The organism is Streptomyces sp. NPDC048604 (assembly GCF_043199435.1).
Classification (GTDB): Bacteria; Actinomycetota; Actinomycetes; order Streptomycetales; family Streptomycetaceae; genus Streptomyces.
The window spans coordinates 120,509-147,048 of record NZ_JBICVX010000005.1; the positions used below are offsets into that span (position 1 = coordinate 120,509).

Here is a 26,540-nt window from a genome sequence, read left to right on the forward strand (position 1 = left end):
GCGGCGCTGAGTGGAGTACGGGGCCGTGCTGCGGCTCCGACGATGACGACCGGGGCCTCTCCTGTGGGGGGTGGCGGCCCCGGTCGTCCTCGCTTTCCGGGGCCGGACGCCATGGCCCGCCCCGTCACTGCTGCTGCTTCTTCCGCTTGCGGTCCAGTTCCCGGTCCTGCTCCGGCCCCCGGTCCTGCTCGTCGAGCACCGGGGCGCAGTACGCCGCCACCCGCTCCGGGCCTCCGGCCGCCTCCTCCAGCCGCTCGAACGCCGTGCCGTTCGGCGCCTTGCCCTTGCGGGACAGGGCGGCGAGGTACGTCCGGCAGTGCGCCGCCTCGTCCTTGGCCGTGTCGGGGCGCTCCCGCCCGGGGCGTCCGGTGGAGGGCGTGGGCTCGGGGGCGGGCGTCCCGTCCGGCGTGCCCTCGGGGCCGGGCGACGGGTCCTCGTCGACGGGGCGGGGGGTGCGGGAGGCGGAGGCGGTGGGCTCGGGGGCCAGCGGGTCGGGGATCACACCGGCCCCGGCGGCCACGGCGACCCCGCCGAGCAGCACGGCGACGGCGACCCCGAGGCCCGCGGCCCGTACCGGCGTCGCGGCTCCGCGCCGTACCGCCTCCGGCCGCCAGTCGTCCCGCCGCCGGGTCCGGCGCGACCGGTGCTCCCCGGAGTCCCGGGCCCGCCGGAACGCGTCGACGGCGGCGGCCTCACGGGGATCCCGCGGCTCGCGGCGCCCGCCCGCCTCGGGGCCGACCCGCAGCGCGCTCCGCAGGGAGTCGGCAAGGGGCGCAGCAGGTGCGGCCGGGGTGTCCGGTTCGGCGTCCGCCGGGGTCTCCCGGGGGTCGCGCTGGCGTGTCATGGTCTTCTCTTGTCCTTCTGCCCCTGCGGCGGGTCGGCGGCCAGCAGTCCGGCCAGTTTCCTCAGTCCCCGGTACCCCGCCGTGCGGACCGCCCCCGGGCGCTTGCCGAGGACGCGCGCCGCCGCGGGGCCGTCGAGTCCGACGACCACCCGCAGCAGCACCGCCTCGGCCTGTTCCCGCGGCAGGTTACGGATCAGGGCGAGCGCCTGCCCGGTCGACAGCGATTCAAGCGCAGCGTCTTCGGTGTCGTGCACCCCGGGCAGTTCCAGCAGGTCCTGCTCGAGTAACGCGGTCCGGGGCCGGCGCCGCTGCCGGCGCAGATGGTCGAGCGCCCGGTGGCGGGCGATCGTGGCCGTCCACCCCCGGAACCCCGCCCCGTCGCCGCGGAACCGCCCCAGGTCCCGGGCGATCTCCAGCCAGGCCTCGGAGGCCACGTCCTCCGCGTCCTCCCCGACCAGTCCCCGTACATACCCGAGCAGTCCCGGATGCACCAGCCGGTAGGCCCGGGCGAAGGCGTCCTCGTCCCCGCCCTGGGCCCGCTCGACCTCGGCGCCCAGCTCCTCGTCGTACGCCCCCACGCTTCCCTCTTCGCGCCGACTCGGCACCGGTCATCGTGCCCATGTCCCCCGAGGGCACACCGCAAGCCGCCCCCCGTCGATCAGCGCCCCCGCCCACAGAAACGTCACAGGTCACACAGGTCACACGGGTCACAGGCAGCGCACGGGGGTCCGGGGGCGCCCGTGGAGCAGCAGGAAGAACCGCTCCACGGAGTCCTCCGGCCCGTTCTCGAACCGGTTGACGACCTTGCCGAGCGGGTTCCACGCCCGCCCGTCGGGCATCCGGATGCCCACCGGCTGCCCGAAGTACTCGCGCTGCGCCTCGTCGAAGTCCAGCCAGCGGCCGCCGGCCCGGCGCACGATCACCTCGCCGGTGTACGCGCCGAGCCCCCGCAGGATCGCGTCGACCCGCACCCGTTCCGGCCGGTCGCGCCGGAGCCCGTCCACGACCAGGTCGACCAGACGCAGGCTGGCCACGGAGTAGTCGAGGGGGAGGCGGTTGCGCCGGGTCAGTCCCTCGACGAAGCGCGTGACGTAGGGCCGCATCCCGTTCGCTGTCGGCAAGCTCAAGTCTTCATCCACGCCAGACCAAGCGCCGTCCCCGACAAGATCGTCACGCTCCCGCAACGTGTCCGTCGTCACATCACAGGCCACGCACATGTCAACCGACGGTTGACACCCCTCGACTGTCAACCTAGGGTTGCCTCATGACGACGAACCCGCGTGGTACGAACGTTCCCGTGCGCCTCGACGACCTGATCGAGGCCATCAAGAAGGTCCACACCGACGCCCTCGAGCAGCTCTCCGACGCGGTCCTCGCGGCCGACCACCTCGGAGACCTGGCCGACCACCTCATCGGCCACTTCGTCGACCAGGCCCGCCGCTCCGGCGCCTCCTGGACGGACATCGGCCGCAGCATGGGCGTCACCCGGCAGGCCGCGCAGAAGCGGTTCGTGCCGAAGGAGCCGGACGCCGCGAAGATGGACCCGAACGCCGGGTTCAGCCGCTTCACCCCGCGCGCCCGCAACGTGGTCGTGGCCTCGCAGGAGGAGGCCCGGGCCGCCGGCAACGCCCAGATCCTGCCCGCCCACCTCGTCCTCGGCCTGCTCGCCGAGCCCGAGTCGCTGGCGATGAAGTGGCTGACCGGGCGCGGCGTCACGGCGGAGGCGGTCCGCAACGCGGTCACGCCAACGCTGCCCCCGCAGGCCGACGAGGTCCCGCCGCTGATCCCGTACGACGCGGACGCCAAGAAGGTCCTGGAGCTGACGTTCCGCGAGGCCCTGCGCCTCGGGCACAACTACGTCGGCACCGAGCACATCCTGCTGGCCCTCCTGGAGCACGAGGACGGCCGGGGCGCGCTCTCGGGCCTCGGCGTGTCGAAGGCGACCGCGGAGACCGAGATCGCCGAGGCGCTGGCCTCGATCACCCTCACCGAGCCGCAGCCCCCGACGGCCTGACGGACCGGCGACCGGCCACCAACAGCCGACCCGGCGGCCGACAGGAACAGGGGCCCGCCGGACATCGTCCGGCGGGCCCCTGCCCGTACGTCAGTTGCCGCGCGCCCGCCGCGAGACCACGGCCTTCAGGACCCGGCGGCCCTCCGTCGACAGGTCACGGGCCCGGCGCAGGCCGGTCGGGCCGTGGGCCGCGGAGTCGAGCACGGCCTGCTGGCGGCGGAGCTCCCCGGCGAGCAGCGGGCCGGCGCCGGAGGGCTCGCCCGACCGGCAGCGCTCCACGAGTCCGGCGCGCTCGTCCGCCTCGCCCGCGTCGTACGTCGCGTGCAGCGCGAGCGCGGTGGCCGAGCAGGCGTCGGCCCAGGCGCGCAGCGGTCCGTCGGACCAGTCGGCGGGCGCGTCGCCCAGCATGCCGCGCACGTCCGCGGCGTGCGGCCCGGCGGCCCCGGCGAGTTCGACGCCGGCCTTGGCGACCGCCTCGCCCCAGGCGTCCCCGCCGCCCCCGCGCGCGACCGCGGCCCACGCCGGACGCAGCACGTCCGCCGCGTCGGGGTCGAGCAGCGGCAGACAGCGGTCCAGACAGGCGAGTCCGGCCGCGGCCAGGGTCCGCTCGTCGGCCACGGCGATCATTTCCAGCAGGCTTCGGCTCGTTGCCGACGTCATGGACGCCTCCCGTCGCGGACGCAGTACTTCCCTCTACTGCGCCGACTGGCGTGTTTTCGTCACTGTGCGGCCGAAAATATGCCATCGGCTCATGCCTGTTGGCTAGGGGTCGTCCACAACGAGTAACCGACGAGCAGAAGAACGAGCAGGCAGCAGCAAGGACCCGGATCAGCCGCGCACTTCATCCGCCAGCGCCCGGAACCGCTCCCAGCTCAGCGCCGGCTGCCGCGCGTCCCAGAGCTTCTGGGACGTCGCCGCCAGCGGCAGCCGGATCCCGGCCGCGACCTGAGCCTGCGTCTGCGCCCCCGACAGGTCGCACCACACGGCGAACGTGCCGCCGAGGATCTGCGCGTCGTAGCGGGCCGGCACCGCCGTCGAACCGCGCAGCACCCGCGGCGTCCACTCCTCGTAGATGCGCCGGCCCGTCGGGTACGTGAACTGGTTCGGCTCGCCGAGCACGTAGTAGAGGTACTCGTCGTTGAGGTTGACGACCTTCCGGCCCTCGGCCAGGTACTCCTCGGGCGGGCGGGCCCCGATCTCCTTGCCGGTCCAGTACTCCACCTCGATGCGCCGGTCGGCGCTCACCGTCCCGCCCCGGAAGAAGCCGTCGTTCCAGGCCTTCGCCGTCTTGCCCGCGGCGCGCACCACCGCCGCCCGGTCGTTCAGCCAGCCCTCCGCGAGGTCCCGGACGGTCGCCGACGGGCCGTACTTCCGCGCCGCCGCGCTCGCCAGCTGCGGGTACGAGGCGGCCGGGTCGCGCACCGTCAGGGCCTGGTACTCGTCCGCGCCGACGTGGAACCAGGCGCCGGGGAACAGCGCCGCGTACTCGCGCAGCAGCTCGTCCACCAGCCGCGCCGACTCGGGCTTGGAGATGTCGATCGCGCCCTGCCGCGGCGTCCCCTGCACATTGAGCAGCCGGAGCCCGGGGTGGGCCCGCAGGACCGCGCCGAGGTGCCCAGGCGAGTCGATCTCGGGCACGACGGTGACGTGCAGGCTCCGGGCCAGGGCGATGATCCGGCGCACCTCGGCCTTGGTCAGGTGCTGCGCCGAGACCACCTCGGGATGCGTGTCCGACGCGATGCGGAAGCCCTGGTCGTCGGAGAAGTGCAGACCGATCTGGTTGAGCTTCAGGTCCGCGAGCTCCCGGATCCGGGCCTCGATCCAGCCCGCCGTGAAGTGCTTGCGGGCGATGTCGACCATCAGCCCGCGCTGCGGCTTCGCCGGCCGGTCACGGATCACGCCCTCGGGCACCACGCCCGCGGACCTCACCGCCTGTTTGACCGTGCGGGTGCCGTAGAAGACGCCGGCCTCGTCGGGACCCGTGATCCGGACCCGGCCGCCGGAGGCCGTCAGCGTGTACGACTCCGGCGCGCCCGAACCGCCGAGCGCCAGCTGGACGTCGCCCGGCCCGGCGGCGGCCTCGCCCCGGTAGGCGACCTGCAGTTCGCCGGCGAGCAGCCGCGCCTCGTCGGCGAGCGCCTCGCTGCCGGGGGCGATCACGATCCCGGCGTCCGGGCCGGGGCTCCAGCCGGGGCCGCGGGCGGGCGTGTGCTCCTGGACGGCGGGCACGGTGCGCGGCGCCGTGGAGAGCGGGTACGTCCGGGTCGGCGAGGGTTTCGGGGCCGGGGCGGACGTCGTGGCCGGGGCCGCGGCGGAGGAGGTCGCGGGCGGCGCGCTCGTCCCGGGGCCGGCCCCGGACGAGCCGTTGGAGCAGGCCGCCACGGTGGCCGTCGCCACCGCGGCGGCCACCAGCGCGGGGCCGGTCCGCCGGCCGCGTATGAGGTGCCGCATCACTCGGCATCCTCCCCCAAACGGGCGACACCGGCCATTCGGGGCGTTTCGACGGCTCCGCCGCGGCCGCGCCGCCCCGAGGGCGGAGGCGACACTCCCGACGGCGGAGGCGACACTCCCAGCGGCCTCGGTGCCACACAGGTGCGGCGTAATTCACCCGTCCGTTCACCCTCCTTCGTCCAGCCCGAGCCCCGAAACCCTCCCCTTCGGGTGAAATTCGCGCATCCGTCGGACACTTCCTCCGGCCCGTCGATAGCGTGACGCCACATCCACCTCACCCTTCCCGTCCCGCGTTCGGAGCTCACGCTGACCAGCGACACCCACGCCCGCTCCGGGAAGCCGGTCTCGCGCGCCATACCTGCCCAGCTCGGCAGCGCCCGGCACCCCGGCGGCCCCGGCGGCCTCGCCGGCTTCAACACCGCCCCGCGCCCCGCCGCCGAGGCCACGCTCCTCCGCTGCTGCGGCAGCCGCCGCTGGGCCGAGCGGATCGCCGCCCACCGGCCCTACCCCACCCTCGACGCGCTGCTCGCCGCCGCCGACGAGGCCAGCTACGACCTCTCCCGCGCCGACCTCGACGAGGCCCTGGCCCGCGAGTCCTCCACCACGGCCGCCGCCGGCGCCCCGGCCGCCGCGCTGACCGCGCTGCGCGCCGCCCACGCCGCGTACGAGAGCACCTTCGGCCACGCCTTCGTGATCAGCCTGGACGGCGTGCACCCGGCCGAGCGACTTGACGGAGTCCTGGCCGGCATCCGGTCACGACTCGGCAACGAAAAGGAGGAGGAGCGGGTGGTGGCGGCCGACGAGCTGCGCCGGCTGGCCCGCTCCCGGCTCACCCGTTCGGTCGCCTGACCGTGAGTTCGTCCGGAATGCGGGCGTTCCAGGGCGTGGTGATAGGCCGTACGTGCCTGTTTGATCACACCGACGGACCCCGCGCGGAGGAACCGACACCACGTCGCTACGATGACCGGGGCCGGTGGACCGTACCCGGCCGGGCCAGACCGACAGAGAAGCCGGCCGGGCCCTGATCCCCGCTCCCGGAGGGTTTTTCCGTGCCGGCTGGAACGCTGTACCGCGGCCGGGAAGGAATGTGGTCCTGGGTGGCTCATCGAGTCACCGGCGTCCTCATCTTCTTCTTCCTGTTCGTACACGTGCTGGACACCGCGCTCGTCCGCGTCTCCCCCGAGGCGTACGACGAGGTCGTCGCGACCTACAAGACGCCGATCGTCGCTCTGCTGGAGTACGGCCTCGTCGCCGCCATCCTCTTCCACGCGCTCAACGGCCTGCGTGTCATCGCCGTGGACTTCTGGTCCAAGGGCCCGCGCTACCAGAAGCAGATGCTCTGGACCGTCGTGGGCATCTGGGTCGTGCTGATGGCGGGCTCGCTGTACCCCGTCCTCGGCCACGCCGCACGTGAACTGTTCGGGAGCTGACGCCAGAAATGTCTGCTGACACCACCTCCGCGATCGGTCCCGTCGAGGGCGCAGCCCAGTACGACGTGGACAACCCGGCCCCGTACATCGAGGCCCCCCGCAAGCGCACCGGCAAGACCCCGCGCGTGACCCGCGGCAACTTCGAGATGGCCGCATGGCTCTTCATGCGTCTGTCCGGCGTGGTCCTCGTCGTCCTGGTCCTCGGCCACCTGCTGATCCAGCTCTTCCTGGACGGCGGCGTCTCCAAGATCGGCTTCGCCTTCGTGGCCGGCCGCTGGGCGTCCCCGTTCTGGCAGACCTGGGACCTGCTGATGCTCTGGCTCGCCATGCTGCACGGCTGCAACGGCCTCCGCACCGTCATCAACGACTACGCGGAGCGGGCCAACACGCGCCTGTGGCTCAAGGGCCTGCTGTACACCGCCACGGTGTTCACCATCCTTCTGGGCACGCTGGTGATCTTCACCTTCGACCCGAACATCCGCTAGGCACGGGGCTGAGGTAACCACGTCATGAAGTTCCACAAGTACGACACCGTCATCGTCGGCGCCGGCGGCGCCGGCATGCGCGCCGCCATCGAGGCGACGAAGCGCAGCCGCACCGCCGTGCTGACCAAGCTGTACCCGACCCGCTCCCACACGGGCGCCGCGCAGGGCGGCATGGCCGCCGCGCTGGCCAACGTGGAGGAGGACAACTGGGAGTGGCACACCTTCGACACGGTCAAGGGCGGTGACTACCTGGTCGACCAGGACGCCGCCGAGATCCTGGCGAAGGAGGCCATCGACGCCGTCCTCGACCTGGAGAAGATGGGTCTGCCGTTCAACCGGACCCCGAACGGCACCATCGACCAGCGCCGCTTCGGCGGCCACTCGCGCAACCACGGCGAGGCCCCGGTCCGCCGGTCCTGCTACGCCGCGGACCGCACCGGCCACATGATCCTCCAGACGCTGTACCAGAACTGCGTCAAGGAGGGCGTGGAGTTCTTCAACGAGTTCTACGTCCTGGACCAGCTGATCACCGAGGTCGACGGGGTCAAGCACTCCGCCGGCGTCGTCGCCTACGAGCTGGCCACCGGCGAGATCCACGTCTTCCAGGCGAAGGCCGTGATCTACGCGTCCGGCGGCACCGGCAAGTTCTTCAAGGTGACCTCCAACGCGCACACCCTGACCGGTGACGGCCAGGCCGCCTGCTACCGCCGCGGTCTGCCCCTGGAGGACATGGAGTTCTTCCAGTTCCACCCGACGGGCATCTGGCGCATGGGCATCCTGCTGACGGAGGGCGCCCGCGGTGAGGGCGGCATCCTCCGCAACAAGGACGGCGAGCGCTTCATGGAGAAGTACGCGCCGGTCATGAAGGACCTCGCGTCCCGTGACGTCGTCTCCCGCTCCATCTACACGGAGATCCGCGAGGGCCGCGGCTGCGGTCCCGAGGGCGACCACGTCTACCTGGACCTGACGCACCTCCCGCCGGAGCAGCTGGACGCCAAGCTCCCGGACATCACCGAGTTCGCGCGCACGTACCTCGGCATCGAGCCCTACACGGACCCGATCCCGATCCAGCCGACCGCGCACTACGCCATGGGCGGCATCCCGACCAACGTCGAGGGTGAGGTCCTCTCGGACAACACCACCGTCGTCCCGGGCCTGTACGCCGCCGGCGAGGTCGCCTGCGTCTCCGTGCACGGCGCCAACCGTCTCGGCACGAACTCGCTGCTCGACATCAACGTGTTCGGCAAGCGCTCCGGCATCGCCGCCGCCGAGTACTCCGCGAAGGCCGACTACGTCGAGCTGCCGGAGAACCCGGAGTCCCTCGTCGTCGAGACGATCGAGAAGCTGCGCAACTCCACGGGCAACGAGCGGGTCGCCGACATCCGCCGTGAGCTCCAGGAGACGATGGACGCCAACGTGATGGTGTTCCGCACGGAGCAGACCATCAAGACGGCCGTCGAGAAGATCGCCGAGCTGCGCGAGCGCTACGAGAACGTGTCCATCCAGGACAAGGGCAAGCGCTTCAACACCGATCTCCTGGAGGCCATCGAGCTGGGCAACCTGCTCGAACTGGCCGAGGTCATGGCCGTTTCGGCCCTGGCGCGCAAGGAGTCCCGCGGCGGCCACTACCGCGAGGACTACCCGAACCGCGACGACGTCAACTTCATGCGCCACACCATGGCGTACCGCGAGGTCGGCGAGGACGGCTCCGAGACCGTCCGTCTCGACTACAAGCCGGTCGTCCAGACCCGCTACCAGCCGATGGAGCGTAAGTACTGATGGCTACCCCCGTACTGGACAAGGTGGAGGCCGAGGCCAAGGCCTCCCCGTACATCACGGTCACCTTCCGGATCCGCCGCTTCAACCCCGAGATCTCGGACGCAGCGGTCTGGGAGGACTTCCAGATCGAGATCGACCCGAAGGAGCGCGTGCTCGACGGTCTCCACAAGATCAAGTGGGACCTGGACGGCACGCTGACCTTCCGCCGCTCCTGCGCGCACGGCATCTGCGGCTCGGACGCGATGCGGATCAACGGCAAGAACAGGCTCGCCTGCAAGACGCTGATCAAGGACATCAACCCCGAGAAGCCGATCACCGTCGAGGCCATCAAGGGCCTCACGGTGATGAAGGACCTCGTGGTCGACATGGAGCCGTTCTTCCAGGCGTACCGGGACGTCATGCCGTTCCTGGTCACCAAGGGCAACGAGCCGACCCGCGAGCGGCTGCAGACCGCCGAGGACCGCGAGCGCTTCGACGACACCACCAAGTGCATCCTGTGCGCCGCGTGCACCTCGTCCTGCCCGGTCTTCTGGAACGACGGCCAGTACTTCGGTCCGGCCGCGATCGTCAACGCGCACCGCTTCATCTTCGACTCGCGTGACGAGGCGGGCGAGCAGCGCCTGGAGATCCTGAACGACAAGGACGGCGTGTGGCGCTGCCGCACGACGTTCAACTGCACCGACGCCTGCCCGCGTGGCATCGAGGTCACCAAGGCGATCCAGGAAGTGAAGCGCGCGCTGATCACGCGTCGTTTCTGACCGGTCGTCACGGCGAAAGGCCCGTATCGGTACGCTTCGGCGTGCAGATGCGGGCCTTTTCGTGTGCGGAGAGCAGGGATCGATGAGCGAGCCGAACCCCTACCGGTCGGACCCCGGCTACCAGTGGGGGCCCGGGCAGCAGCCTGGCGCGCCCGGGTACGGCTATCCCGGGCCCGCCTACGGCTATCCGCAGTACGCGCCGGCGGTGGCGCCGACGCTGCAGATCGGCGACATCTCCGTGGTCGGCGACCAGATCGTCACGCCGTCCGGCACGATGCCGCTCAAGGGCGCGGTGTGGAACGCGATGGACCTGTCGCGGGTCGAGGAGAAGATCCCGCCGGTCGCGATCGTGCTCGCCGTGATCTTCTTCCTCGCCTGCCTGCTCGGGCTGCTGTTCCTGCTGATGAAGGAGCGGATCACCACCGGCTATGTGCAGGTGACGGTGACGAGCGGGGGCCGGCACCACTCGGTACTCATCCCGGCCACCACGCCCGACACCTTCTTCGGCGTCATGGGGCAGATCAACTACGCCCGGACGCTCAGCATCTGAGGCCCTTCACCCCAGCTGGCTGAGGATCGTCGGGTCGGTGATCGAGGTGTCGTCGGCGAGCAGCATCGCCTTGCTGAGGACGATCGCGAGCATGCCGTCGCCCTCGTAGGGCAGCGGCCTCGCCGCGTCCGCCGCCTTGGCTGTGGTCTTCGGCACGATGCAGAGGTAGCGGTCGTGCGGGGCGATCAGCACGTTGCCCGAGCCGAGATGGATCCGGTACGTGTGGCGCTCGCCGCGGACGTGCAGGAACCGGCCCTCGACCGTGCAGCGTTCGCCGATCGCGAGCCGGGGCACCAGGCGGGCGAGCAGCTCGCGGCGGGTCTCGGCGCTCTGCGAGAGCGCGCCGAAGCCGTACCGCTCCCAGTAGTCGCGGTGCCGGCCGCCGGGGCCGCCGTCCTGCCAGGTCGGGTCGTTGCCGACGCTGGCCACGCCGACGAACAGGTCGACGTCGCGCAGGACTTCGGAGAGCGCGAGCGCCGGCACCTGCTCCAGCGGCACCGGTTCCGAGGCGGTGGTGTAGCGGCCGCCGCCCGCGTGGGCCCAGTTGTGCCCGGCGTCGATCGGGTGGAAGCGGACCTGGTCGGTGGCGACCCGCGCGTACGCGTACGAGTCGGTGAGGTCGCCGTCCTGGTCGCCGCCGGCGCCCTCGACCCAGTACTCGGCGCGCAGACCCCACTCCGGCAGCTCGCGGTACAGCGGCGGGTACGAGTCGTCCACGGACAACCGCAGTTTCGCCGTCCAGCCGCGCTGGGCGGCCAGGGCGTTGAGCTGGTACTGGCGCAGGATGTGGCCGGCGAAGCGGTTGGAGTACGTGGCGGTGGCGCGCTCGGCGTCGGTGAGCGGGTAGACCTCGCGGTGGGCCTGCTTGAACGGCTGTGTCACGCCGAGCCGTTCGAGCCGCTCGCGGCAGGCGGCGATCTCCTCGGCGGGACGGCCGACGGGGTGCCAGAGGGTGATCGTGGCGGTGCGTCCCACGCACACCGGGTCGCCCTCCAGGGTGCGCAGGTCGGTCCCGTCGAAGAGGACCGGCGTCTCGCCCCCGACGGCCCAGACGAGCCGGCGGGCGAGCGTGCCGACCAGCGGGTGGTCGAACAGTCGCTCCCGCCAGGTCCAGAAGTTCCAGCTGCGCCGGGCCAGGAACTGCCGGTCGAGGCGGTCGCTCTGGGCGGCGAGCATCTTCTCGGCGTCCTTCACGGACGCCTTGAGCTCCTTCAGCGCCTCGGCGTGGTCCCGGCGGACCTCGGCGGGCACCGTGGCGACCTGCCGGCCCTTGGCGTTGGTCCAGGTCAGCCTCGCCTTCGTGCCCTGCACCTCGATCAGCCCGCGGGCTTCGCCGAGCCGGACCGCGCCGCGGCCGACCTCGGTGAGCCCGTAGGCGGGGACGGCCAGCTCCTCGATCTCGGCGCGGCCGACGCCGAGTTCGGCCGCCTTGGCGTCGAGGGCGGCGGTGAGCTGCTTGAGCGTGCCCTTGTACGTGACCTTGGTGGAGAGCCGGGCCAGTTCGGCCAGGGCGGCCTCGTGGCCGACGCGGGCGAGGGCGAACACGGCGGCGTTGGCGACCTTGGGGCTGTGCGGGCCGATGCCGGGGACCTTGCGCAGGGAGACCTCGACGAGCCGGCCCAGGGCGCGGACGGCGGCCGGGTCGGGCGGCAGCAGGGACACCAGCCAGGCGAGGCCCTTGAGCGCGTCGGCGTTGTGCGGGTCGTAGAGCCTGTTGTGGTCCGGCCAACCCTCTCGTACGTACAGCTCCACGGTGCGCGGCGCGCCGGCCAGACCGAGCCAGCGCACGGCCGCCTCCCGTACGGCCTCGGGGTCCTCGGCCAGGGCGAGCGCCGCCTTGTCCCAGGCGGCGGTGGGCCGGGCGCCGGTGGCGGTGAGCAGATGGGCGAGGAGCGCGGCGGGCGCGTCGGCCGTGGCCTGCTCGGCCCAGGCCTCGCCGGGGCTCAGCACCGGCCCGTCGACGCGTGTGACGAGCTTCGCGAGGCTCTTGTCGTTCAGGTACGCGGTCCGCAGGCAGCGCCGCAGCAGGGCGACGAACCCGCCGGGCAGCGCGCGGCCGGCGTCGAGCTCGCCGCGGGTGAGGGTGACGAGCTCGTGGACGTTGTAGTACTCCCACGCGGTCCGCAGCTCGTCGATGCGGCGCAGCCGCTCCACCGAGAGCTGGTCGCCGGGCAGACCGCCGCCCGCGATGCCGGCGAGGGTGAGCACCACCGCGCGGACGTTCTCCGCGTCGCCGCCCTGCTGATAGCGGGTGACCAGCGCCCCGGTCAGCCGGGTCCGCTCGTCCTCGGGCAGGCCGCGGACCAGGACCGGTATCCCGGCCTCCTCCCGGGGCCACCGGTTGCCGTTCAGCGTGCCGATCCGGACCAGGGCGTCGGCCAGTTCGCCCATGTTCCCGCGGGCCACGAGGTCCTGCACCGCCTCCATCGAGCGCATGGCGTCCCTCATCCCCCCACCAGCGGGACCAGCTTGAGGAACGTGACCTCGGTGTCCGGGCCGAGCTCCACGGTCTCGTCGAGGTCCTCGACCTGGCGGTCGCCGACCAGGACCAGGAAGCCGTTGCGGCCGAAGGCGTCGACCGCGCGGGCGAACTCGCGCTCGGCGTGGCCCGGAGCGGCCTCCTGCTCGACGCGGCGGCGGATGAGCTCGCGGAGCGCCAGGCGCTCCTCGGCGACGGCGAGGCCGCCGGCCTCGGTGCGCGCCCCGGACGTCGTCTCGTCGACGAAGGTGACCATTGCCATGCCCCGCAGCGTAGGAGGCCGCTCTGACAGCGCGCCGTGCGGGGCGGGCGGCTGCCGGGGGGCCGGGGCGGCTGCGGCGGGCCCGGTCCGGCTACTGCGGGCCCGGGCCCTCCTCGGCGAGCATGACGCGCCGGAGCAGGCCGTTGAGCAGGGTCAGCTCGTCCCGGTCGAGGACGCCGAGCAGCCGCCGCTCCTCGCGGCCGAGGACCTCCGTCACGCCGCGCCAGGTCTCGCGGCCGGCGTCGGCGAACTCCACGACGACCCGGTGCCGGTCGGCCCCGGAGCGGACGCGGCGGACCAGACCGCGCTTCTCCAGGGCGTCGAGCCGGCCGGCGACGGCGGCGGGCGCGAGGTCCAGCTCCCGGGCCAGCTCCGAGGGCGCGGCGCTGCCGCCCAGACCGGCGAGCCGGTGCAGGGTGTCGTACTCGTGGCGTTCCAGGCCGAAGTCGGCGAGGGACTGCTCGCGGACCCGGCGCAGGTGCACGGAGAGCTTCTTCATCCGGGTGACCGCCCCCTCGACGAGCGGGTCGAACCCGGGCAGCACGGGCTCCCAGTGCGCCACGTGGCCGTCGGTCCAGTCGCGCCGCTCCGGCTCCGCGGGCGGCCGCGCGGGCCGGTTCGGGGGCTCCGTCGGCTCCATGGGCCGATCGTACGGCCGCGGGGCCGCTGATGCGCTGTCAGAGCGGTCCCCTACCGTCGTACGCATGGTGGGGAGCACTGGCCTGGCGGACAGGCTGAACGAGGCGGTGGCGGCCGACCGGGCCGAGGACCGGGGGCGGCTCCACGCGCTCCTGAAGACGCTGGACACGGCGGAGCGGCGGGCGGCGGCGCTGCATCTGCACGCGGCCCTGTGCGCGCAGCCGCGGAGTGATCTTGCGCGGGCCCTGGCCGCGCTCGCGCAACAGCGGCTGGACTGGACGGTGGCCGAGTCCGACCTGCTGCTCGGACGGCTGCTGGGCAAGGACTCCCAGGTCGGGCCGTACGAGCTCGAAGTGGAGTTCGTGGCCCTCACGGAGCTCACGGTCGCGGCGGCCGAACAGGCCGGGGACTTCGACCTTGCCCGGATGCGGGCGCTGCACGGGCTGACCCGGGGCAGCGGTCCGATGGCCACGGAGGACCACGCGCCGCTGAGCCTGCGAATGGCGGCGCTGCTGGCCCGCGAGCCGGCCACCGGGGCGGACGGACTGCCCCGGCACGTGCTGAACGATCTCGACGACTACGGTCCGGCGATGCGGGCCGCCCACGCGGAGCTGCTGGCCGGGGAGGGTGTGGGCGACTTCCTCGCGCACTGCCTCCAGGTGACGCAGGCGCGGGCCACCAAGACCTGGCGCGGGCGGGCGGCGCAGCTGCTCGCCGGGACCGAGTCCGGTGCGGTGCTGGTGCGGCGGCTCCTCGAAGGGATGGCCGCACAGCCCGAACACCAGGTCTCCGACCTCGACCCCTGGGGCATGAACTGGTTCGGTCTGGCCGGCGAGACCAACACCTGCCTGGTGCGCGGGCTGATGTGGTCGGCGCTCGACCTGGACGCCGACTGGACCGCCCCGCTGATCGGCGAGCTCGCGCTCAACGCGGGCACGGGCGGGGGCGGTTCCGGCAAGTCCTGCCGCAGCCAGCCGCTGACCACCACCGCGGTCGCGGTCCTCGGCGAGTTCACCGGACCGCACGCCGAGCAGGCGGTCCGGGCGCTGAGCGGGCTCCGGCGGAAGGTCCGCAACCGGGTCGTGCTCAAGTCCCTCGCCACGGCCGTGGAGACCGTCTCCGCGCGGGCGGGGCTCACCCCGTCGATGCTGCGCGAGCGCGGGATCCCGGGGCACGGCCTTGACGCGCGCGGGATGCGGGAGGAGCCCCTCGGGGCGTACACGGCGGTGCTGTCCGCCGACGCTCCCGGCGTCGCCGCGCTGGCCTTCCTCGGACCGGCGGGCAAGCCGCTCAAGTCCGCGCCGAAGGCCGTGAAGGAAGAGCACGCCGAGACACTGCAGGCGCTGCGCAGGGACCTGAAGGAGCTGCGGACGCTGCTGGCGGGCGAGCGGGCCCGCCTGGAGGAGCATCTGGCCGCCGGCACGGCCTGGGCGGCGGAGGACTGGCAGCGGCTGTACGTGGACCACCCGGTCACGGCAGCGGTGGCGCGCGCGCTGCTGTGGGAGGTCGCGTCGCCCGGCGACGGCTGGACCGCCGGACTGCCGGAGCGGACCGGCGGCGGCTGGGCGCTGGCCGGCGCCGACGGCACCGCCCGCCCGGTCGGGCCCGGCTGTCGGCTGCGGCTGTGGCACCCGCTGCGGGCCGAGGCCGACGAGGTCGCCGAGTGGCGCGAGGAGCTGACCGCGCGGGAGCTGCGGCAGCCGTTCAAGCAGGTGTTCCGCGAGGTGTACCCGCTGACGCCGGCCGAGCGCGTGACGCGGACGTACTCCAACCGCTTCGCCGGCCATGTCCTGCGCTACCGCCAGGCGCGTTCGCTGATGACCGAGCGCGGCTGGCTCGGCGGACACCTGGGGTTCTTCGGCGACGCGCACGCCGCCGAGATGGTCAAGGAGCTGCCCCGGCCCGGGGAACTCCCGCTCTCCGAGGGCGTGTTCTGGCGGGCCCGGTTCCACGTCGAGCGGGTCGACGAGGGCGGCTCGACCGGCGACGGCGTCGCCGAACTGTGCTCGACCGACCAGGTGCGCTTCGAACGCCGGGCGGCCGCGGCCGGTCCGCGCGGCGCCTGGCAGCCGGCCCCGCTCGCCGAGGTCCCCGCGCTGGAGCTGTCCGAGGCGCTGCGGGACGTCGACCTGTTCACGGGCGTGGCGTCGATCGGCGCGGACCCGGAGTGGGAGGACCGCGGCGCGGACCGGGCGTACGGCACGTACTGGCGGTCGTACGCCTTCGGCGAGCTGACCGAGGCGGCCCGGATCCGCCGCGAGACCCTGGCCCGGCTGCTGCCGCGCACCCGGGTCGCGGACCGCGTCGAGCTGACCGACCGCTTCCTGCGGGTCCGCGGCGACCTGCGGACGTACCGGATCCACCTGGGCTCCGGGAACATCCTGATGGAACCGGACGACGCCTACCTGTGCATCGTCGCCGACCGGGGCCCGAAGGGCCGCGACGGCAGACTGTTCCTGCCGTTCGAGGAGGACGGCGGACTGCTGTCCGTCATCCTGTCGAAGACCTTCCTCCTGGCCGACGACACGAACATCACCGACCACACCATCACCGCCCAGCTACGGGCCCGGTGAGCCCGCAACGGCGGGGGGAGGGCCCGCAGCGGGCGGGCGGCTAGGCTCGGGGGCGTGACGGAAGAGAACGCCCCTGCCAAGGCCGCGCCCAAGAGCGAGCAGACCCGCGCGCTCATCCTGGAGACCGCGCTGCGGCTGTTCAGGGAGCGGGGCTACGACAAGACGACGATGCGGGCCATCGCCCAGGAGGCGGGCGTCTCCGTCGGCAACGCGTACTACTACTTCTCGTCCAAGGAACACCTGGTCCAGGGGTTCTACGACCGGATCGCCGAGGAGCACCAGGCCGCGGTCCGGGGCATTCTGGACGGCCCGGAGAAGGACCTCACGGCGCGGATCCGCGGGGTCCTGATCGCCTGGCTCGACATCGCCGAGCCGTATCACGAGTTCGCGGCGCAGTTCTTCAAGAACGCCGCCGACCCGGACAGCCCGCTCAGCCCCTTCTCCCCCGAGTCCGAGGGCCCCCGCGAGGCCGTCATCGACGTGCACCGCCGGGTGATCTCGGGGGCTGCGGTGAAGGTCGACCCCGAACTGGCCGAAGCCCTGCCGCAGTTGCTCTGGCTGCAGCAGATGGGGCTCGTCCTGTTCTGGGTCTACGACCGCTCGGAGAACGCCGCGAACAGCCGCCGCCTGGTCGAGCGCCTCGCCCCCGTCACCGCCCGCGCGATCTCCCTCTCCCGCTTCCGGATCCTGCGCCCGCTGGTCAAGGAGACCCACGACCTCCTCGCCGACTTCATGCCGACGGCCGCCGGCATGGCCGCCTCGGGCAAGCCGACCCGCTCGGCCCGCAAGAGCGGCCAGGGCCCGGACAGACCCTAGATCCAGCTCAGTTCCCACAGGCGCCAGACGCCCGTGCCGTCCGAGAGGTACTGGGAGCCGGTGACGGCCTGGGTGGACAGCACGTAGTCCTTCTTCTGCCACAGCGGGATCAGCGGGACGTCCTTCGCGACCTCCGACTGGATGGCCTTGAAGTCCGCGGCCGCGCGGGCGCGGTCGCCGTACTGCTGGGTGGAGGAGATCAGTTCGTCGATGCGGCGGCTGGAGAAGCCGTTGTGCAGGGTGTTGTCGGTGCCGACGAGCGGCGCGGTGAAGCTGTCGGAGTCCGGGAAGTCGGGCAGCCAGCCGACGGGGTACGCGTCGTAAGCGCCGGCCGCGTACGCCTTCTGGAACTCCTGCCACTCCGCCTGGACCACACTCACCTCGAAGAGCCCGCTCTGCTCCAGCTGGCGCTTCAACTCCGCGGCCTCGGCCGCGTACGTGGCGTCCTTGCGGAAGCCGAGGGTGAACTTCACGGGCGTCTCGACGTCCGCGTCCTTCAGCAGCTTCTCCGCCTTCTTCACGTCCGGCTTCGGGTACGCGTCGAAGAACGCCGTGTTGTGGCCGGTGAAGCCCTGCGGGACCAGGGAGTACAGCGGCTCGACCGTGCCGTGGTAGACGTCCGTGACGATCTTCGGCCGGTCGAGGACCGCCGCGACGGCCCGCCGGACCGCCTTGTCGGACATCGGCGAGTCCGGTCGCACGTTGAAGTTGAGGTTGCGGATCTCGGGGCTGGCGGCCTCGGTGAGCCGGATGTCGCCCTTGGAGTCGTCCAGCGTGGACACCGTCTTCGGCGGCAGCTGCCGGTGCGTGATGTCGACCTGCTTGTTCTTCCAGGCCTCGGCGAGCTGCTCCGACTCCTTGAAGTACTTGATCACGACCGGGCCGCCGGTGGTGGCGACCGCGCCCTTGTACTTCGGGTTCGGCTCCAGCACCGCCTTCACGCCGGGCTGGTACTCCTTCAGCACGTACGGCCCCGAACCCTCGACCCGCAGCCCCGCGCGCAGCGAGCGCACCGGGTACTGCGTGCGGTCCACGATCGAACCGGCGCCGGTCGCCAGCTTCTGCGGGAACGTGGCGTCCCGGCTGGAGAGGTTGAAGGTGACCGTCTGCCCCTCCGCGACCACCGACTTGAGGGTCGGGAACAGCGCCTGCGGGCCGACGTCCGTCTTGATGCCCAGCATCCGCTCGAAGGAGTACTTGACGTCCTCGCCGGTGATCTTCCGGCCGTTGGAGAACGTCAGGTCGTCCCGGAGGTCGCACTGGTACGTCTGGAGCTTCATGCCGATGAACTTGCAGCTGCGCGCCGCGTCCGGCACGGGCGTCGTGAAGTTCGGCTTGAAGGTCAGCAGCGACTGGTAGACGTTGCTGTACATCGCCCAGGAGCCGGCGTCGTAGGCCCCGGCCGGGTCCAGGGACGTCACCTCGTCGGTCGTGCCGACGGTGATCGGCGCCTTCTTCTCTTCGTCGGAGGGCAGCAGCTGCCATCCTCCGACACCGGCGACCACGAGGACGCCGCACGCTATGAGGATCCGCAGACGGACCGACTGCATTGTCGTGCTTCCTTCAGTATCGAGCCCACCCCTGTCGCGACGGGCCCCCTCGCCAGTGTCGCGATGCCGCTCATCCCATCACACCGGTTTCACAAGCGGAAGAGGAAACTTTCACCACACACGCATATGTCCGGGATATGAGAATCGAACGGGCGAACCGTACTGAACGGTCACTTGGCCGACAGGCCAGGTCAGGCCTGCTTCGAGGCCAGCTGCACGACCGTGATGTCCGAGGGCGCGCCCACCCGCACCGGCGGACCCCACGCGCCCGCACCGCGGGACACGTACAGCTGAGTGTCCCCGTACTGCTCCAGGCCGGCCAGCGTCGGGTTGGCGAGATCCGCGAGCAGATTGCCCGGCCAGAGCTGGCCGCCGTGGGTGTGACCCGACAGCTGGAGGTCGACCCCGTGCTTCACCGCGTCGTGGATGACGACCGGCTGGTGCGCCAGCAGCACCGCGGCCCGCGAGCGGTCCCGGTCGCCGAGCGCGCGGACGAAGTCCGGGCCCTGGCCCTCGTTCTCGCCGGCCACGTCGTCGACACCCGCCAGGTCGAAGCCGGGGATCTCGACGCGCGCGTTCCGCAGCGGCTGCAGGCCCAGTTCACGCACATGGTCCACCCAGGCGTCCGCGCCGGAGAAGTACTCGTGGTTGCCGGTGACGAAGAACGAACCGTGCCGGGCCCGGAGCTGCGCCAGCGGCTCGGCCGCCGGGCCGAGGTTCGCCACACTGCCGTCCACCAGGTCGCCGACCACGGCGATGAGATCGGGCTGCGTGGAGTTGATCGTGTCGACGATCCGCTGCGCGTGCGCGCGGCCGAGCGTCGGGCCGAGGTGGATGTCGGAGACGACCGCGATCCGGTACCCGTGGACCGCCCGCGGCAGCTTCGCCAGCGGCACGGTGACCCGCTTCACGCGCGGGCCGCGGAGCACCCCGTACGTGCCGTAGCCGACCGTCCCCACGGCCGCGGCGGCCGCGGCGCCGCCGACGACACGGGAGACGAAGAGCCGACGGGAGAAGTCCCCGGTCGCGCGGGCGCCGGACGACACCGGCGCACCGGACTCGCCGTCCCCGGCGGCGCCGCCCTCTGCACGCGCCTCCGCATCCGCGGCGGTACGCGCCTCCTCCGTACGCGTCTCCGGCACCGTCACCGGCACCGCCTCCGGCACGGGAGCCGGCGCCGGGACCTCGGCGGCCCGCTTCGCGAGCGCCCGCAGCAGCAGCGGCCGGACCAGCTCGCCGGCCAGCAGCGCCAGCGTCACGTACAGCAGCACCGCCAGCCACAGGAAGCCGGGCCAGGCGACCGTCTGCTGGAACCAGAACGGCGCGTCCGCGCGCCCCGAGACCATCGCCGCGACCGAGCCCAGCGGCAGCACGACCGCCGCCGCCGTCCCCACCCGCCGCATCCGCGAACCGGGCGCCGTGACGTCACGCACCAGGCGTCGCCACACATACCAGTGGACCCCGACGAGCAGGGCCACGACCACGATCATCACCAGCAGGACGAGCAGCACGACCCGGAACCCCTATCCCCGTTCGCGGCGCAAGGTGCGCACGCCACGCAACCCGATCACACCGATCACCGTCCCCAAGACAAAGGACGTGATGGCAAGCAGCAGATGAACCCAGAAGTACGCCGTCGGCCCGCCCGCGTCGTCGAAGGCGAGACCGCTCCCGTCGTTCCACAGGTTCTTGACGAAAGTGATCCAGATGAACCAGCTCCACACGCCGAACGCGAGCAGGAACCAGGAGGCGGACCGGCTGAGCTTCATGGCCCCAGTATCACCGGACGCCCCCGGCCGCCCGCGTCCGGGTGGACGGGCCCCGCAGAAAGCCCTGGTGGGGTACGGAATGGCGAGGTCCGCGTGTACGTTCTGGTCCGTGTCTGCTTCGAAGAAGGCCGCTCTGACGGTCACCACGGCCGCCGCCGTCGCCGCCCTGCTTCCGCTGCTCGCCGCCGGCCCCGCGCTCGCGGCACCGGGGCCGGACAAGAAGGAGGACAAACAGCCCAAGCCGCCCGCGGTGATGTCCACCGTCGGCGGGACGCAGCTCGGCCGGCCGGGGACGCAGGTGCAGCTGGGCGCCGGGGCGCCGGTGCTGCCGAAGGAGCTGAGCGCCCGGTCGTGGATCGTGGCGGACGCCGAGACCGGTGACGTGCTGGCCTCGCACAACGCGCACTGGCGGCTGGCCCCCGCGTCCACGCTGAAGATGCTGTTCGCGGACACCGTGCTGCCGAAGTTCCCGAAGACGCAGACGCATCTGGTGGATCCGAGGGAGCTGGCCGGCATCGGCTCGGGCTCCAGCCTGGTCGGCGTCAAGGAGAAGCAGAGCTACACCGTCCACGACCTGTGGATGGGCGTGTTCCTGCGCTCCGGCAACGACGCGGTGCACGTGCTGTCGGAGATGAACGGCGGCATCGGCAAGACCGTGCAGGACATGAACGCGCACGCCGCCGAACTGCAGGCGCTGGACACGCACGCGGTCTCGCCCGACGGCTACGACGCGCCGGGCCAGGTCTCGTCCGCGTACGACCTCACCCTGATCGCCCGCAGCGGCATGCAGAAGGCCGACTTCCGGGAGTACGCGGCGACCGTGCGGGCGAAGTTCCCCGGCGAGCAGAAGAAGGGCAAGAAGCGCGAGAGCTTCGAGATCCAGAACACCAACCGGCTGCTCACCGGCGACTTCGGCATCGCCCCGTACAAGGGCATCGCCGGCGTGAAGAACGGCAACACCACGCACGCCGGGGCGACGTTCACCGGTGTCGCCGAGCGCAACGGCAAGGTGCTGCTCGTGACGGTGATGAACCCCTCGTCGAAGGAGTCGCACGCCGTCTACAAGGAGACCCAGCGGCTGTTCGACTGGGGCTTCGCCGCCGCCGGCAAGGTGACCCCGGTCGGCGAGCTGGTGCCGCCGAAGTCGGCGCGCACCGACTCCTCCGCCTCGGGCACCGCGCCCGGCCCCGGCAAGAACAAGCCGGGCGGGGCGGTGAAGGCCTCCGCCGCCTCGGGCAGGTCCGGCGGCATCGCCACGGCCCTGGCCGTCGCAGGCGGCGCCGTGGTCCTCCTCGCCGGCGCAGCCTTCCTGGTCAACCGCCGCTGGCCCCTGCCCGACCTGGTACGTCGCCGTCCTCAGGGTCCGGGTCCGGACGTGAACCCGTAGCCGTCCAGGCGGCGCAGAACAGGAGGAGTTTCGCGGTGAAGTTGATCCACAGGAGCAGGGCGATCGGTACGCCGAAGGCGCCGTACATCGACTTCGCCGCGACGCCGCGCATATAGCCGCCGAGGAGCAGCTTCAGGGCCTCGAAGCCGATCGCGCCGATGAGGGCCGCGCCGATCAGGCGGCGGCGCGGCGGGCTGACGCCGGCGAAGACGCTGAGCACGTAGCAGAGGATGAGGACGTCGGCGAGGATCGCGACGAGGACCGCGGCGAGCTGGATGAGCACCCCGCCCGCGCCGGATTCGGAGAGGCCGATCCGGTCGGCGGTCCAGCCGACGGCGGTGGAGCCGAGCCAGGAGGCGGCGAGCGAGCCCGCGCCTACGAGTCCGAGGCCGAGCAGCACCACCGCGTCGATGCCCTTCTGGGCGAACGGGTTCCGGTCGTCCTCGTCGTCGAGGCCCCACACCGTGCGCAGGCAGTCCCGCATCTGGCCGACCCAGCTGATGCCGGCGACCAGCAGCACCGCGCCGGCGACCAGGCCGATGGTGCCGGCGTTGGCGACCAGTCCGCCGATGTCGAGCTGGTCGGAGATGCCGGGCACCTGGTCGGCGATCTTCTCCTCGATCCGGGCGAGCTGATCGTCGCTCAGCAGCGCCGCGCCGATCGCGGCGGCGACCGTGATCAGCGGGAAGAGCGCGAGAAAGCTGATGAAGGTGATCGCGGCGGCCAGCCGGGTCCAGTGCACCGCGTCGAGCGTCTGGTACGAGCGCCAGGCGTGGGTGCGCATGAGCCGGACGGCCACGGGGCCGATGACGGGGAGCTTGGTCAGCCAGTCCATGGGATACCGGTACCCCTCGATCCGCTTCTCGACCGTGCCGCCGCTCCGAAGACCGGCGTCCGGGTGCCCTCACGGCTCACAGGCCGGTGACCGCCATCGCGTACATCGCCGCCCACACCAGCCCGATCACCGCGAGCGGCCGGTCGCGCAGCACCACGTCCTCCGGCGCGCCCGCGGCCCCGCGGTCGGCGAAGACCGCGTACCGCAGCACGGCGAGGATGAAGGCGACCATGGAGAGCTGACGCCACGGCAGCAGCGTCCCGGCCGCGACGCCGCCGCTCTCCAGCGCCCACAGGCAGTAGCCGAGGACCGCCGCGCCGGCCGCGAGCTGCCAGACGAACCGCAGGTAGCCGGGGGTGTACCGGGTGAGCAGCGCGCGGGTGGCGCCCTGCGCGCCGGCCATCCGGACGGCCTCGGAGTACCGCTTGGCGGCGACCATGAACAGCGCGCCGAAGCCGGTGGTGATGAGGAACCAGCGGGAGAGCGGGATGCCGAGGGCCACCCCGCCGATCATGGCCCGCATCAGGAAGCCGGAGGCGACCACCGCGAGGTCGACGACCAGGACGTGCTTGAGCCGTACGCAGTACGCGAGCTGCATGACGAGGTACGTGACGAGCAGGGCCGCCGTCATCGGGTTGCACAGCGCCGCCGCGGTGAGCGCCGAGCCGAGTCCGAGCGCGGCGCCGGTCGTGTAGGCGAGGGGGACGGGGACGACGCCGGCGGCGACGGGGCGCCGCCGTTTGACGGGGTGGGCCCGGTCGGCGTCGGCGTCGCGGGCGTCGTTGACCAGGTAGACCGCGGCGGCGGCCGCGGTGAACAGGCCGAAGACCAGGGCCAGTCGGCCGGCCGCCTCCCAGGAGGCGAGCCGTCCGGCGGCGGCGGGCGCGGCGACGACGAGCACGTTCTTGACCCACTGGCGGGGCCGGGCGGTGCGCAGGAGGCCGGCCGGCACGGCGAGCAGGGACCGGCGGCGCGCCGGGGCGGACGGGGCGGGCGCCGGCCGGTCCAGGACGGCGGCGGTGCGTTCAGACACGGTCCGGCCCCCGCAGCCAGTCCCGCCCGAGGGCCGCGGTCGTCGCGCCGAGCAGCGCGCCCGCGGCCACGTCCGTCGGGTAGTGGACGCCGGCGACCAGGCGGGAGACGCACATCGCGGCCGCGGCGGTCACGGCCAGGCGGTGGCCGGCCGGGCGCAGGACGGTGAAGGCGACGGCGGCCGCGGCCGCCGAGGTGGCGTGCGAGCTGGGGAAGGAGTGCCGTCCGGCGGTGCGGACCAGCGGGGCGTACTGCGCGGGCCCGGGGCGGGGCCGGCGCACCACTCGCTTCACGCCGACGCTCGCCAGGTGCGCCGCGCCGATCAGCGCCGTGCCGCGCAGCCACGGGCCGCGCCGCTCGCGGTCGGCGGCCGCGCCGACGAGCCCGGCGGCCAGCCAGAGCGCCGCGTGCTCGCCGCCGAACGACAGCAGCCGGGCCGCCGCGGCGACCTCCGGGCGCCGGCCGCAGCCGCGGAGCGCGGCCAGCAGCCGCCGTTCCGCGCCGGCGCAGTCCCCGTATCGCATCCGCTCCGCCTCCCCGGTCGTCGTACGGCCGTTCGTCGTTCGGCCCGGGGCGACTCTGACGCGCGGGAGCGCGGAAGTTCACGGCAATCTTTCCTGACACTCCTTTAATCACCCATTTCGGCGAGCCCCGCGAGCCCCTTCGCAATCCCCGCATACAGCACAAGCAGGGCGATACGGTCACGACCATGACCGCGGAGACCGACTACCCCGACGTCGTGCCGATGACCGGCTGGGGCCGCACCGCCCCCACCCTCGCGTGCGTGGTCCGGCCCCGCTCGTACGAGGAGGCCGCCGCCTCCGTCCGCGCCTGCGGGCCGCGCGGCTCGATCGCCCGCGGCCTCGGCCGCGCCTACGGCGACGCCGCGCAGAACGCCGGCGGCACCGTCCTCGACATGACCGGCCTCGACCGCATCCGCTCCATCGACGCCGGCCGCGGGCTGGTGGAGTGCGACGCGGGCGTCAGCCTGCACCGGCTGATGGAGGTGCTGCTGCCGCTCGGCTGGTTCGTGCCCGTCACCCCCGGGACCCGGTACGTCACGGTCGGCGGGGCGATCGGCGCGGACATCCACGGCAAGAACCACCATGTCTCCGGCTCGTTCGCCCGCCACGTCCGCTCGCTGCGGCTGCTCACCGCCGACGGCACGGTCCGCACGCTCGCCCCCGGCACGGAGCTGTTCGACGCGACCGCCGGCGGCATGGGCCTGACCGGCGTGATCCTCTCCGCCGTGCTCGAACTGCTGCCGGTCGAGACCTCGCTGATGACCGTGGACACCGAGCGGGCCACCGACCTCGACGACCTGATGGCCCGGCTCACCGCCACCGACCACCACCACCGCTACTCGGTCGCCTGGATCGACCTGCTCGCGCGCGGCGCCGCGACCGGCCGGGCCGTCCTCACCCGGGGCGACCACGCGCCGTACGACACACTGCCGCTGCGCGCCCGGCGCACGGCCCGCGCCTTCCGGCCCCGCTCGCTGCCCGCCGCGCCCTCGTACGTGCCCGAGGGACTGCTCGGCCGGACGGCCGTCGGCCTGTTCAACGAGCTCTGGTACCGCAAGGCCCCGCGCCGCTCCGTGGGCCGGCTGCAGCGGCTGTCGGCCTTCTTCCACCCGCTGGACGGGGTGCCGCACTGGAACCGGATCTACGGCCGCGGCGGCTTCGTCCAGTACCAGTTCGTCGTCGGGCACGGGCAGGAGGACGCCCTGCGGCAGGTGGTGCGGCGGATCGCGCGCCGCGGCTGCCCCTCGTTCCTGGCGGTCCTCAAGCGCTTCGGCGAAGGCGATCCGGGCTGGCTGTCGTTCCCGATGCCCGGCTGGACGCTGGCCCTCGACATCCCCACCGGCCTCAGCGGGCTCGGCGCGTTCCTCGACGAGCTGGACGAGGTCGTCGCCGGCGCGGGCGGCCGGGTCTACCTGGCGAAGGACTCCCGGCTGCGGCCCGAGCTGCTGGCGACGATGTACCCCCGGCTCGCCGACTTCCGCGCACTGCGCGCCCGGCTCGACCCGCACGGTGTCTTCCGCTCGGACCTGTCCCGCAGGCTCGGCCTGTGACGGCCGAGACCGCCCCTGAAGGAGCGTGACCTCCATGAAGGACGCCTTCGGCGCCCCCCAGTCCCTGCTCGTCCTCGGCGGTACGTCCGAGATCGGGCTCGCCACCGCCCGTCGGCTCGTCGCCCGCCGCACCCGCACCGTCTGGCTGGCCGGCCGGCCCTCCGCCGCCCTCACGGCCGCCGCGGACTCGCTGCGCCGGATCGGCGCGCAGGTGCACACCGTCCCGTTCGACGCGCTGGACACCGAGTCCCACGAGGAACGGCTCGGGAAGCTGTTCGCCGAGGGCGACATCGACATGGTGCTGCTCGCCTTCGGCGTCCTCGGCGACCAGGCCCGCGACGAGGAGGACCCGGCCGCCGCGGTGCGCGTCGCGCAGACCAACTACATCGGCGCGGTCTCCGCCGGCCTGGTGTGCGCCCGGGCGCTGCAGGCGCAGGGGCACGGCTCGCTGGTGGTGCTCTCGTCGGTGGCGGGCGAGCGGGCCCGGCGGGCCAACTTCATCTACGGCTCGTCCAAGGCCGGACTCGACGCCTTCGCGCAGGGCCTCGGGGACGCGCTGCACGGCACCGGGGTGCAGGTGATGGTGGTCCGCCCCGGGTTCGTGCGGACGAAGATGACCCGCGGACTCGCCGAGGCGCCGCTGGCGACGAGCCCGGAGGCGGTCGCCACGGCGATCGAGCTGGGGCTGCGGCGACGGGCCGAGACGGTGTGGGTGCCGGGGACGCTGCGGGTGGTGATGGCCGCGCTGCGGCACCTGCCCCGCCCGCTCTTCCGCCGCCTGCCGGTGTGAGGCCCGGGGCCCAGGGACGTCGC

The 26,540-nt window shown here is 72.9% G+C and carries 26 protein-coding genes; 12 read left to right on the top strand and 14 right to left on the bottom strand.

The window, feature by feature from the left end:
- Positions 1–124: 124 nt before the first annotated feature.
- The 3 genes from ACGFMM_RS12255 to ACGFMM_RS12265 form a co-directional block, all read right to left on the bottom strand.
- Complete coding sequence (locus tag ACGFMM_RS12255) at positions 125–844, bottom strand: hypothetical protein (protein ID WP_393645736.1); 720 nt, start codon at positions 842–844, stop codon at positions 125–127.
- Positions 841–1,422 carry an RNA polymerase sigma factor gene (locus ACGFMM_RS12260; RefSeq protein ID WP_393645738.1) on the bottom strand — a complete coding sequence of 194 codons (582 nt, stop codon included), beginning with the start codon at positions 1,420–1,422 and terminating at the stop codon, positions 841–843. The genes ACGFMM_RS12255 and ACGFMM_RS12260 overlap by 4 nt, the downstream gene beginning before the upstream one ends.
- A 129-nt stretch (positions 1,423–1,551) precedes the next feature.
- Complete coding sequence (locus ACGFMM_RS12265; protein WP_393646288.1) at positions 1,552–1,947, bottom strand: hypothetical protein; 396 nt, start codon at positions 1,945–1,947, stop codon at positions 1,552–1,554.
- Between the two features lie 161 nt (positions 1,948–2,108).
- Here ACGFMM_RS12265 and ACGFMM_RS12270 point away from each other — a divergent pair, with 161 nt between their 5' ends.
- Complete coding sequence (locus ACGFMM_RS12270; RefSeq protein ID WP_393645740.1) at positions 2,109–2,858, top strand: Clp protease N-terminal domain-containing protein; 750 nt, start codon at positions 2,109–2,111, stop codon at positions 2,856–2,858.
- Between the two features lie 90 nt (positions 2,859–2,948).
- Here ACGFMM_RS12270 and ACGFMM_RS12275 read toward each other — a convergent pair whose 3' ends face one another.
- Positions 2,949–3,518, bottom strand: coding sequence for a hypothetical protein (locus ACGFMM_RS12275; protein WP_393645742.1), 570 nt, complete (start codon positions 3,516–3,518; stop codon positions 2,949–2,951).
- A gap of 168 nt (positions 3,519–3,686) precedes the next feature.
- Positions 3,687–5,309, bottom strand: coding sequence for a glycoside hydrolase family 20 protein (locus tag ACGFMM_RS12280; protein WP_393645744.1), 1,623 nt, complete (start codon positions 5,307–5,309; stop codon positions 3,687–3,689).
- A gap of 354 nt (positions 5,310–5,663) precedes the next feature.
- Here ACGFMM_RS12280 and ACGFMM_RS12285 point away from each other — a divergent pair, with 354 nt between their 5' ends.
- From ACGFMM_RS12285 to ACGFMM_RS12310, 6 genes are all read left to right on the top strand, one after another.
- A complete protein-coding gene (locus ACGFMM_RS12285; RefSeq protein ID WP_393646290.1) occupies positions 5,664–6,158 on the top strand; it encodes a 2-oxo-4-hydroxy-4-carboxy-5-ureidoimidazoline decarboxylase in 495 nt (164 codons plus the stop codon).
- 200 nt (positions 6,159–6,358) lie between these two features.
- Positions 6,359–6,739 (top strand): succinate dehydrogenase, cytochrome b556 subunit, encoded by a 381-nt coding sequence (gene sdhC / locus ACGFMM_RS12290; RefSeq protein ID WP_015035721.1) that lies wholly within the window; start codon positions 6,359–6,361, stop codon positions 6,737–6,739.
- A gap of 8 nt (positions 6,740–6,747) precedes the next feature.
- On the top strand, positions 6,748–7,224 hold the full coding sequence (locus ACGFMM_RS12295; protein ID WP_393645746.1) for a succinate dehydrogenase hydrophobic membrane anchor subunit: 477 nt from the start codon (positions 6,748–6,750) through the stop codon (positions 7,222–7,224).
- A 24-nt stretch (positions 7,225–7,248) separates the two neighbouring features.
- The gene (gene sdhA, locus ACGFMM_RS12300; RefSeq protein WP_393645748.1) at positions 7,249–9,003 is read left to right on the top strand and encodes a succinate dehydrogenase flavoprotein subunit; all 1,755 of its coding nucleotides are present in this window, start codon (positions 7,249–7,251) and stop codon (positions 9,001–9,003) included.
- Positions 9,003–9,761: a succinate dehydrogenase iron-sulfur subunit gene (locus ACGFMM_RS12305; protein WP_393645750.1), complete on the top strand. Its 759-nt coding sequence runs from the start codon at positions 9,003–9,005 to the stop codon at positions 9,759–9,761. The genes sdhA and ACGFMM_RS12305 overlap by 1 nt, the downstream gene beginning before the upstream one ends.
- Before the next feature lie 82 nt (positions 9,762–9,843).
- Positions 9,844–10,311 (top strand): hypothetical protein, encoded by a 468-nt coding sequence (locus ACGFMM_RS12310; protein WP_393645752.1) that lies wholly within the window; start codon positions 9,844–9,846, stop codon positions 10,309–10,311.
- Positions 10,312–10,317: 6 nt separating this feature from the next.
- Here ACGFMM_RS12310 and ACGFMM_RS12315 read toward each other — a convergent pair whose 3' ends face one another.
- The 3 genes from ACGFMM_RS12315 to ACGFMM_RS12325 form a co-directional block, all read right to left on the bottom strand.
- Positions 10,318–12,747: a DUF4132 domain-containing protein gene (locus tag ACGFMM_RS12315; protein ID WP_393645754.1), complete on the bottom strand. Its 2,430-nt coding sequence runs from the start codon at positions 12,745–12,747 to the stop codon at positions 10,318–10,320.
- A gap of 8 nt (positions 12,748–12,755) precedes the next feature.
- A complete protein-coding gene (locus tag ACGFMM_RS12320) occupies positions 12,756–13,052 on the bottom strand; it encodes a hypothetical protein (protein WP_393645756.1) in 297 nt (98 codons plus the stop codon).
- 91 nt (positions 13,053–13,143) lie between these two features.
- On the bottom strand, positions 13,144–13,692 hold the full coding sequence (locus ACGFMM_RS12325; protein ID WP_393645758.1) for a MarR family winged helix-turn-helix transcriptional regulator: 549 nt from the start codon (positions 13,690–13,692) through the stop codon (positions 13,144–13,146).
- Positions 13,693–13,756: 64 nt separating this feature from the next.
- Here ACGFMM_RS12325 and ACGFMM_RS12330 point away from each other — a divergent pair, with 64 nt between their 5' ends.
- A complete protein-coding gene (locus ACGFMM_RS12330; protein ID WP_393645760.1) occupies positions 13,757–16,264 on the top strand; it encodes a DUF4132 domain-containing protein in 2,508 nt (835 codons plus the stop codon).
- 54 nt (positions 16,265–16,318) lie between these two features.
- Positions 16,319–17,080, top strand: coding sequence for a TetR/AcrR family transcriptional regulator (locus tag ACGFMM_RS12335; RefSeq protein ID WP_393645762.1), 762 nt, complete (start codon positions 16,319–16,321; stop codon positions 17,078–17,080).
- On the opposite strand, the gene ACGFMM_RS12340 is transcribed toward ACGFMM_RS12335, so the two are convergent.
- From ACGFMM_RS12340 to ACGFMM_RS12350, 3 genes are all read right to left on the bottom strand, one after another.
- Positions 17,077–18,630 (bottom strand): ABC transporter substrate-binding protein, encoded by a 1,554-nt coding sequence (locus ACGFMM_RS12340; protein WP_393645764.1) that lies wholly within the window; start codon positions 18,628–18,630, stop codon positions 17,077–17,079. The two genes, ACGFMM_RS12335 and ACGFMM_RS12340, sit on opposite strands and share 4 nt — an antisense overlap.
- Positions 18,631–18,821: 191 nt before the next feature.
- A complete protein-coding gene (locus ACGFMM_RS12345; protein ID WP_393645765.1) occupies positions 18,822–20,141 on the bottom strand; it encodes a metallophosphoesterase in 1,320 nt (439 codons plus the stop codon).
- A gap of 12 nt (positions 20,142–20,153) precedes the next feature.
- The gene (locus ACGFMM_RS12350; RefSeq protein WP_393645766.1) at positions 20,154–20,399 is read right to left on the bottom strand and encodes an SCO4848 family membrane protein; all 246 of its coding nucleotides are present in this window, start codon (positions 20,397–20,399) and stop codon (positions 20,154–20,156) included.
- 109 nt (positions 20,400–20,508) lie between these two features.
- Between ACGFMM_RS12350 and ACGFMM_RS12355 the strand changes: the two genes are divergently transcribed.
- Entirely contained in the window at positions 20,509–21,786 is a 1,278-nt protein-coding gene (locus tag ACGFMM_RS12355; RefSeq protein WP_393645767.1) for a D-alanyl-D-alanine carboxypeptidase family protein, read from the top strand.
- Here the strand turns inward: ACGFMM_RS12355 and ACGFMM_RS12360 are convergent.
- From ACGFMM_RS12360 to ACGFMM_RS12370, 3 genes are all read right to left on the bottom strand, one after another.
- A complete protein-coding gene (locus tag ACGFMM_RS12360; RefSeq protein ID WP_393645768.1) occupies positions 21,713–22,621 on the bottom strand; it encodes a YihY/virulence factor BrkB family protein in 909 nt (302 codons plus the stop codon). The two genes, ACGFMM_RS12355 and ACGFMM_RS12360, sit on opposite strands and share 74 nt — an antisense overlap.
- 76 nt (positions 22,622–22,697) lie before the next feature.
- Positions 22,698–23,654: a decaprenyl-phosphate phosphoribosyltransferase gene (locus ACGFMM_RS12365; protein ID WP_393645769.1), complete on the bottom strand. Its 957-nt coding sequence runs from the start codon at positions 23,652–23,654 to the stop codon at positions 22,698–22,700.
- Positions 23,647–24,177, bottom strand: a complete 531-nt coding sequence (locus ACGFMM_RS12370; RefSeq protein WP_393645770.1) for a phosphatase PAP2 family protein — start codon at positions 24,175–24,177, stop codon at positions 23,647–23,649. Before ACGFMM_RS12370 ends, ACGFMM_RS12365 begins: the two co-directional genes overlap by 8 nt.
- Positions 24,178–24,362: 185 nt before the next feature.
- On the opposite strand from ACGFMM_RS12370, the gene ACGFMM_RS12375 reads away from it, so the two are divergent.
- Positions 24,363–25,727, top strand: a complete 1,365-nt coding sequence (locus tag ACGFMM_RS12375; protein WP_393645771.1) for an FAD-binding protein — start codon at positions 24,363–24,365, stop codon at positions 25,725–25,727.
- Between the two features lie 34 nt (positions 25,728–25,761).
- On the top strand, positions 25,762–26,517 hold the full coding sequence (locus ACGFMM_RS12380) for a decaprenylphospho-beta-D-erythro-pentofuranosid-2-ulose 2-reductase (RefSeq protein WP_393646292.1): 756 nt from the start codon (positions 25,762–25,764) through the stop codon (positions 26,515–26,517).
- The last annotated feature ends 23 nt before the right edge of the window (positions 26,518–26,540 follow it).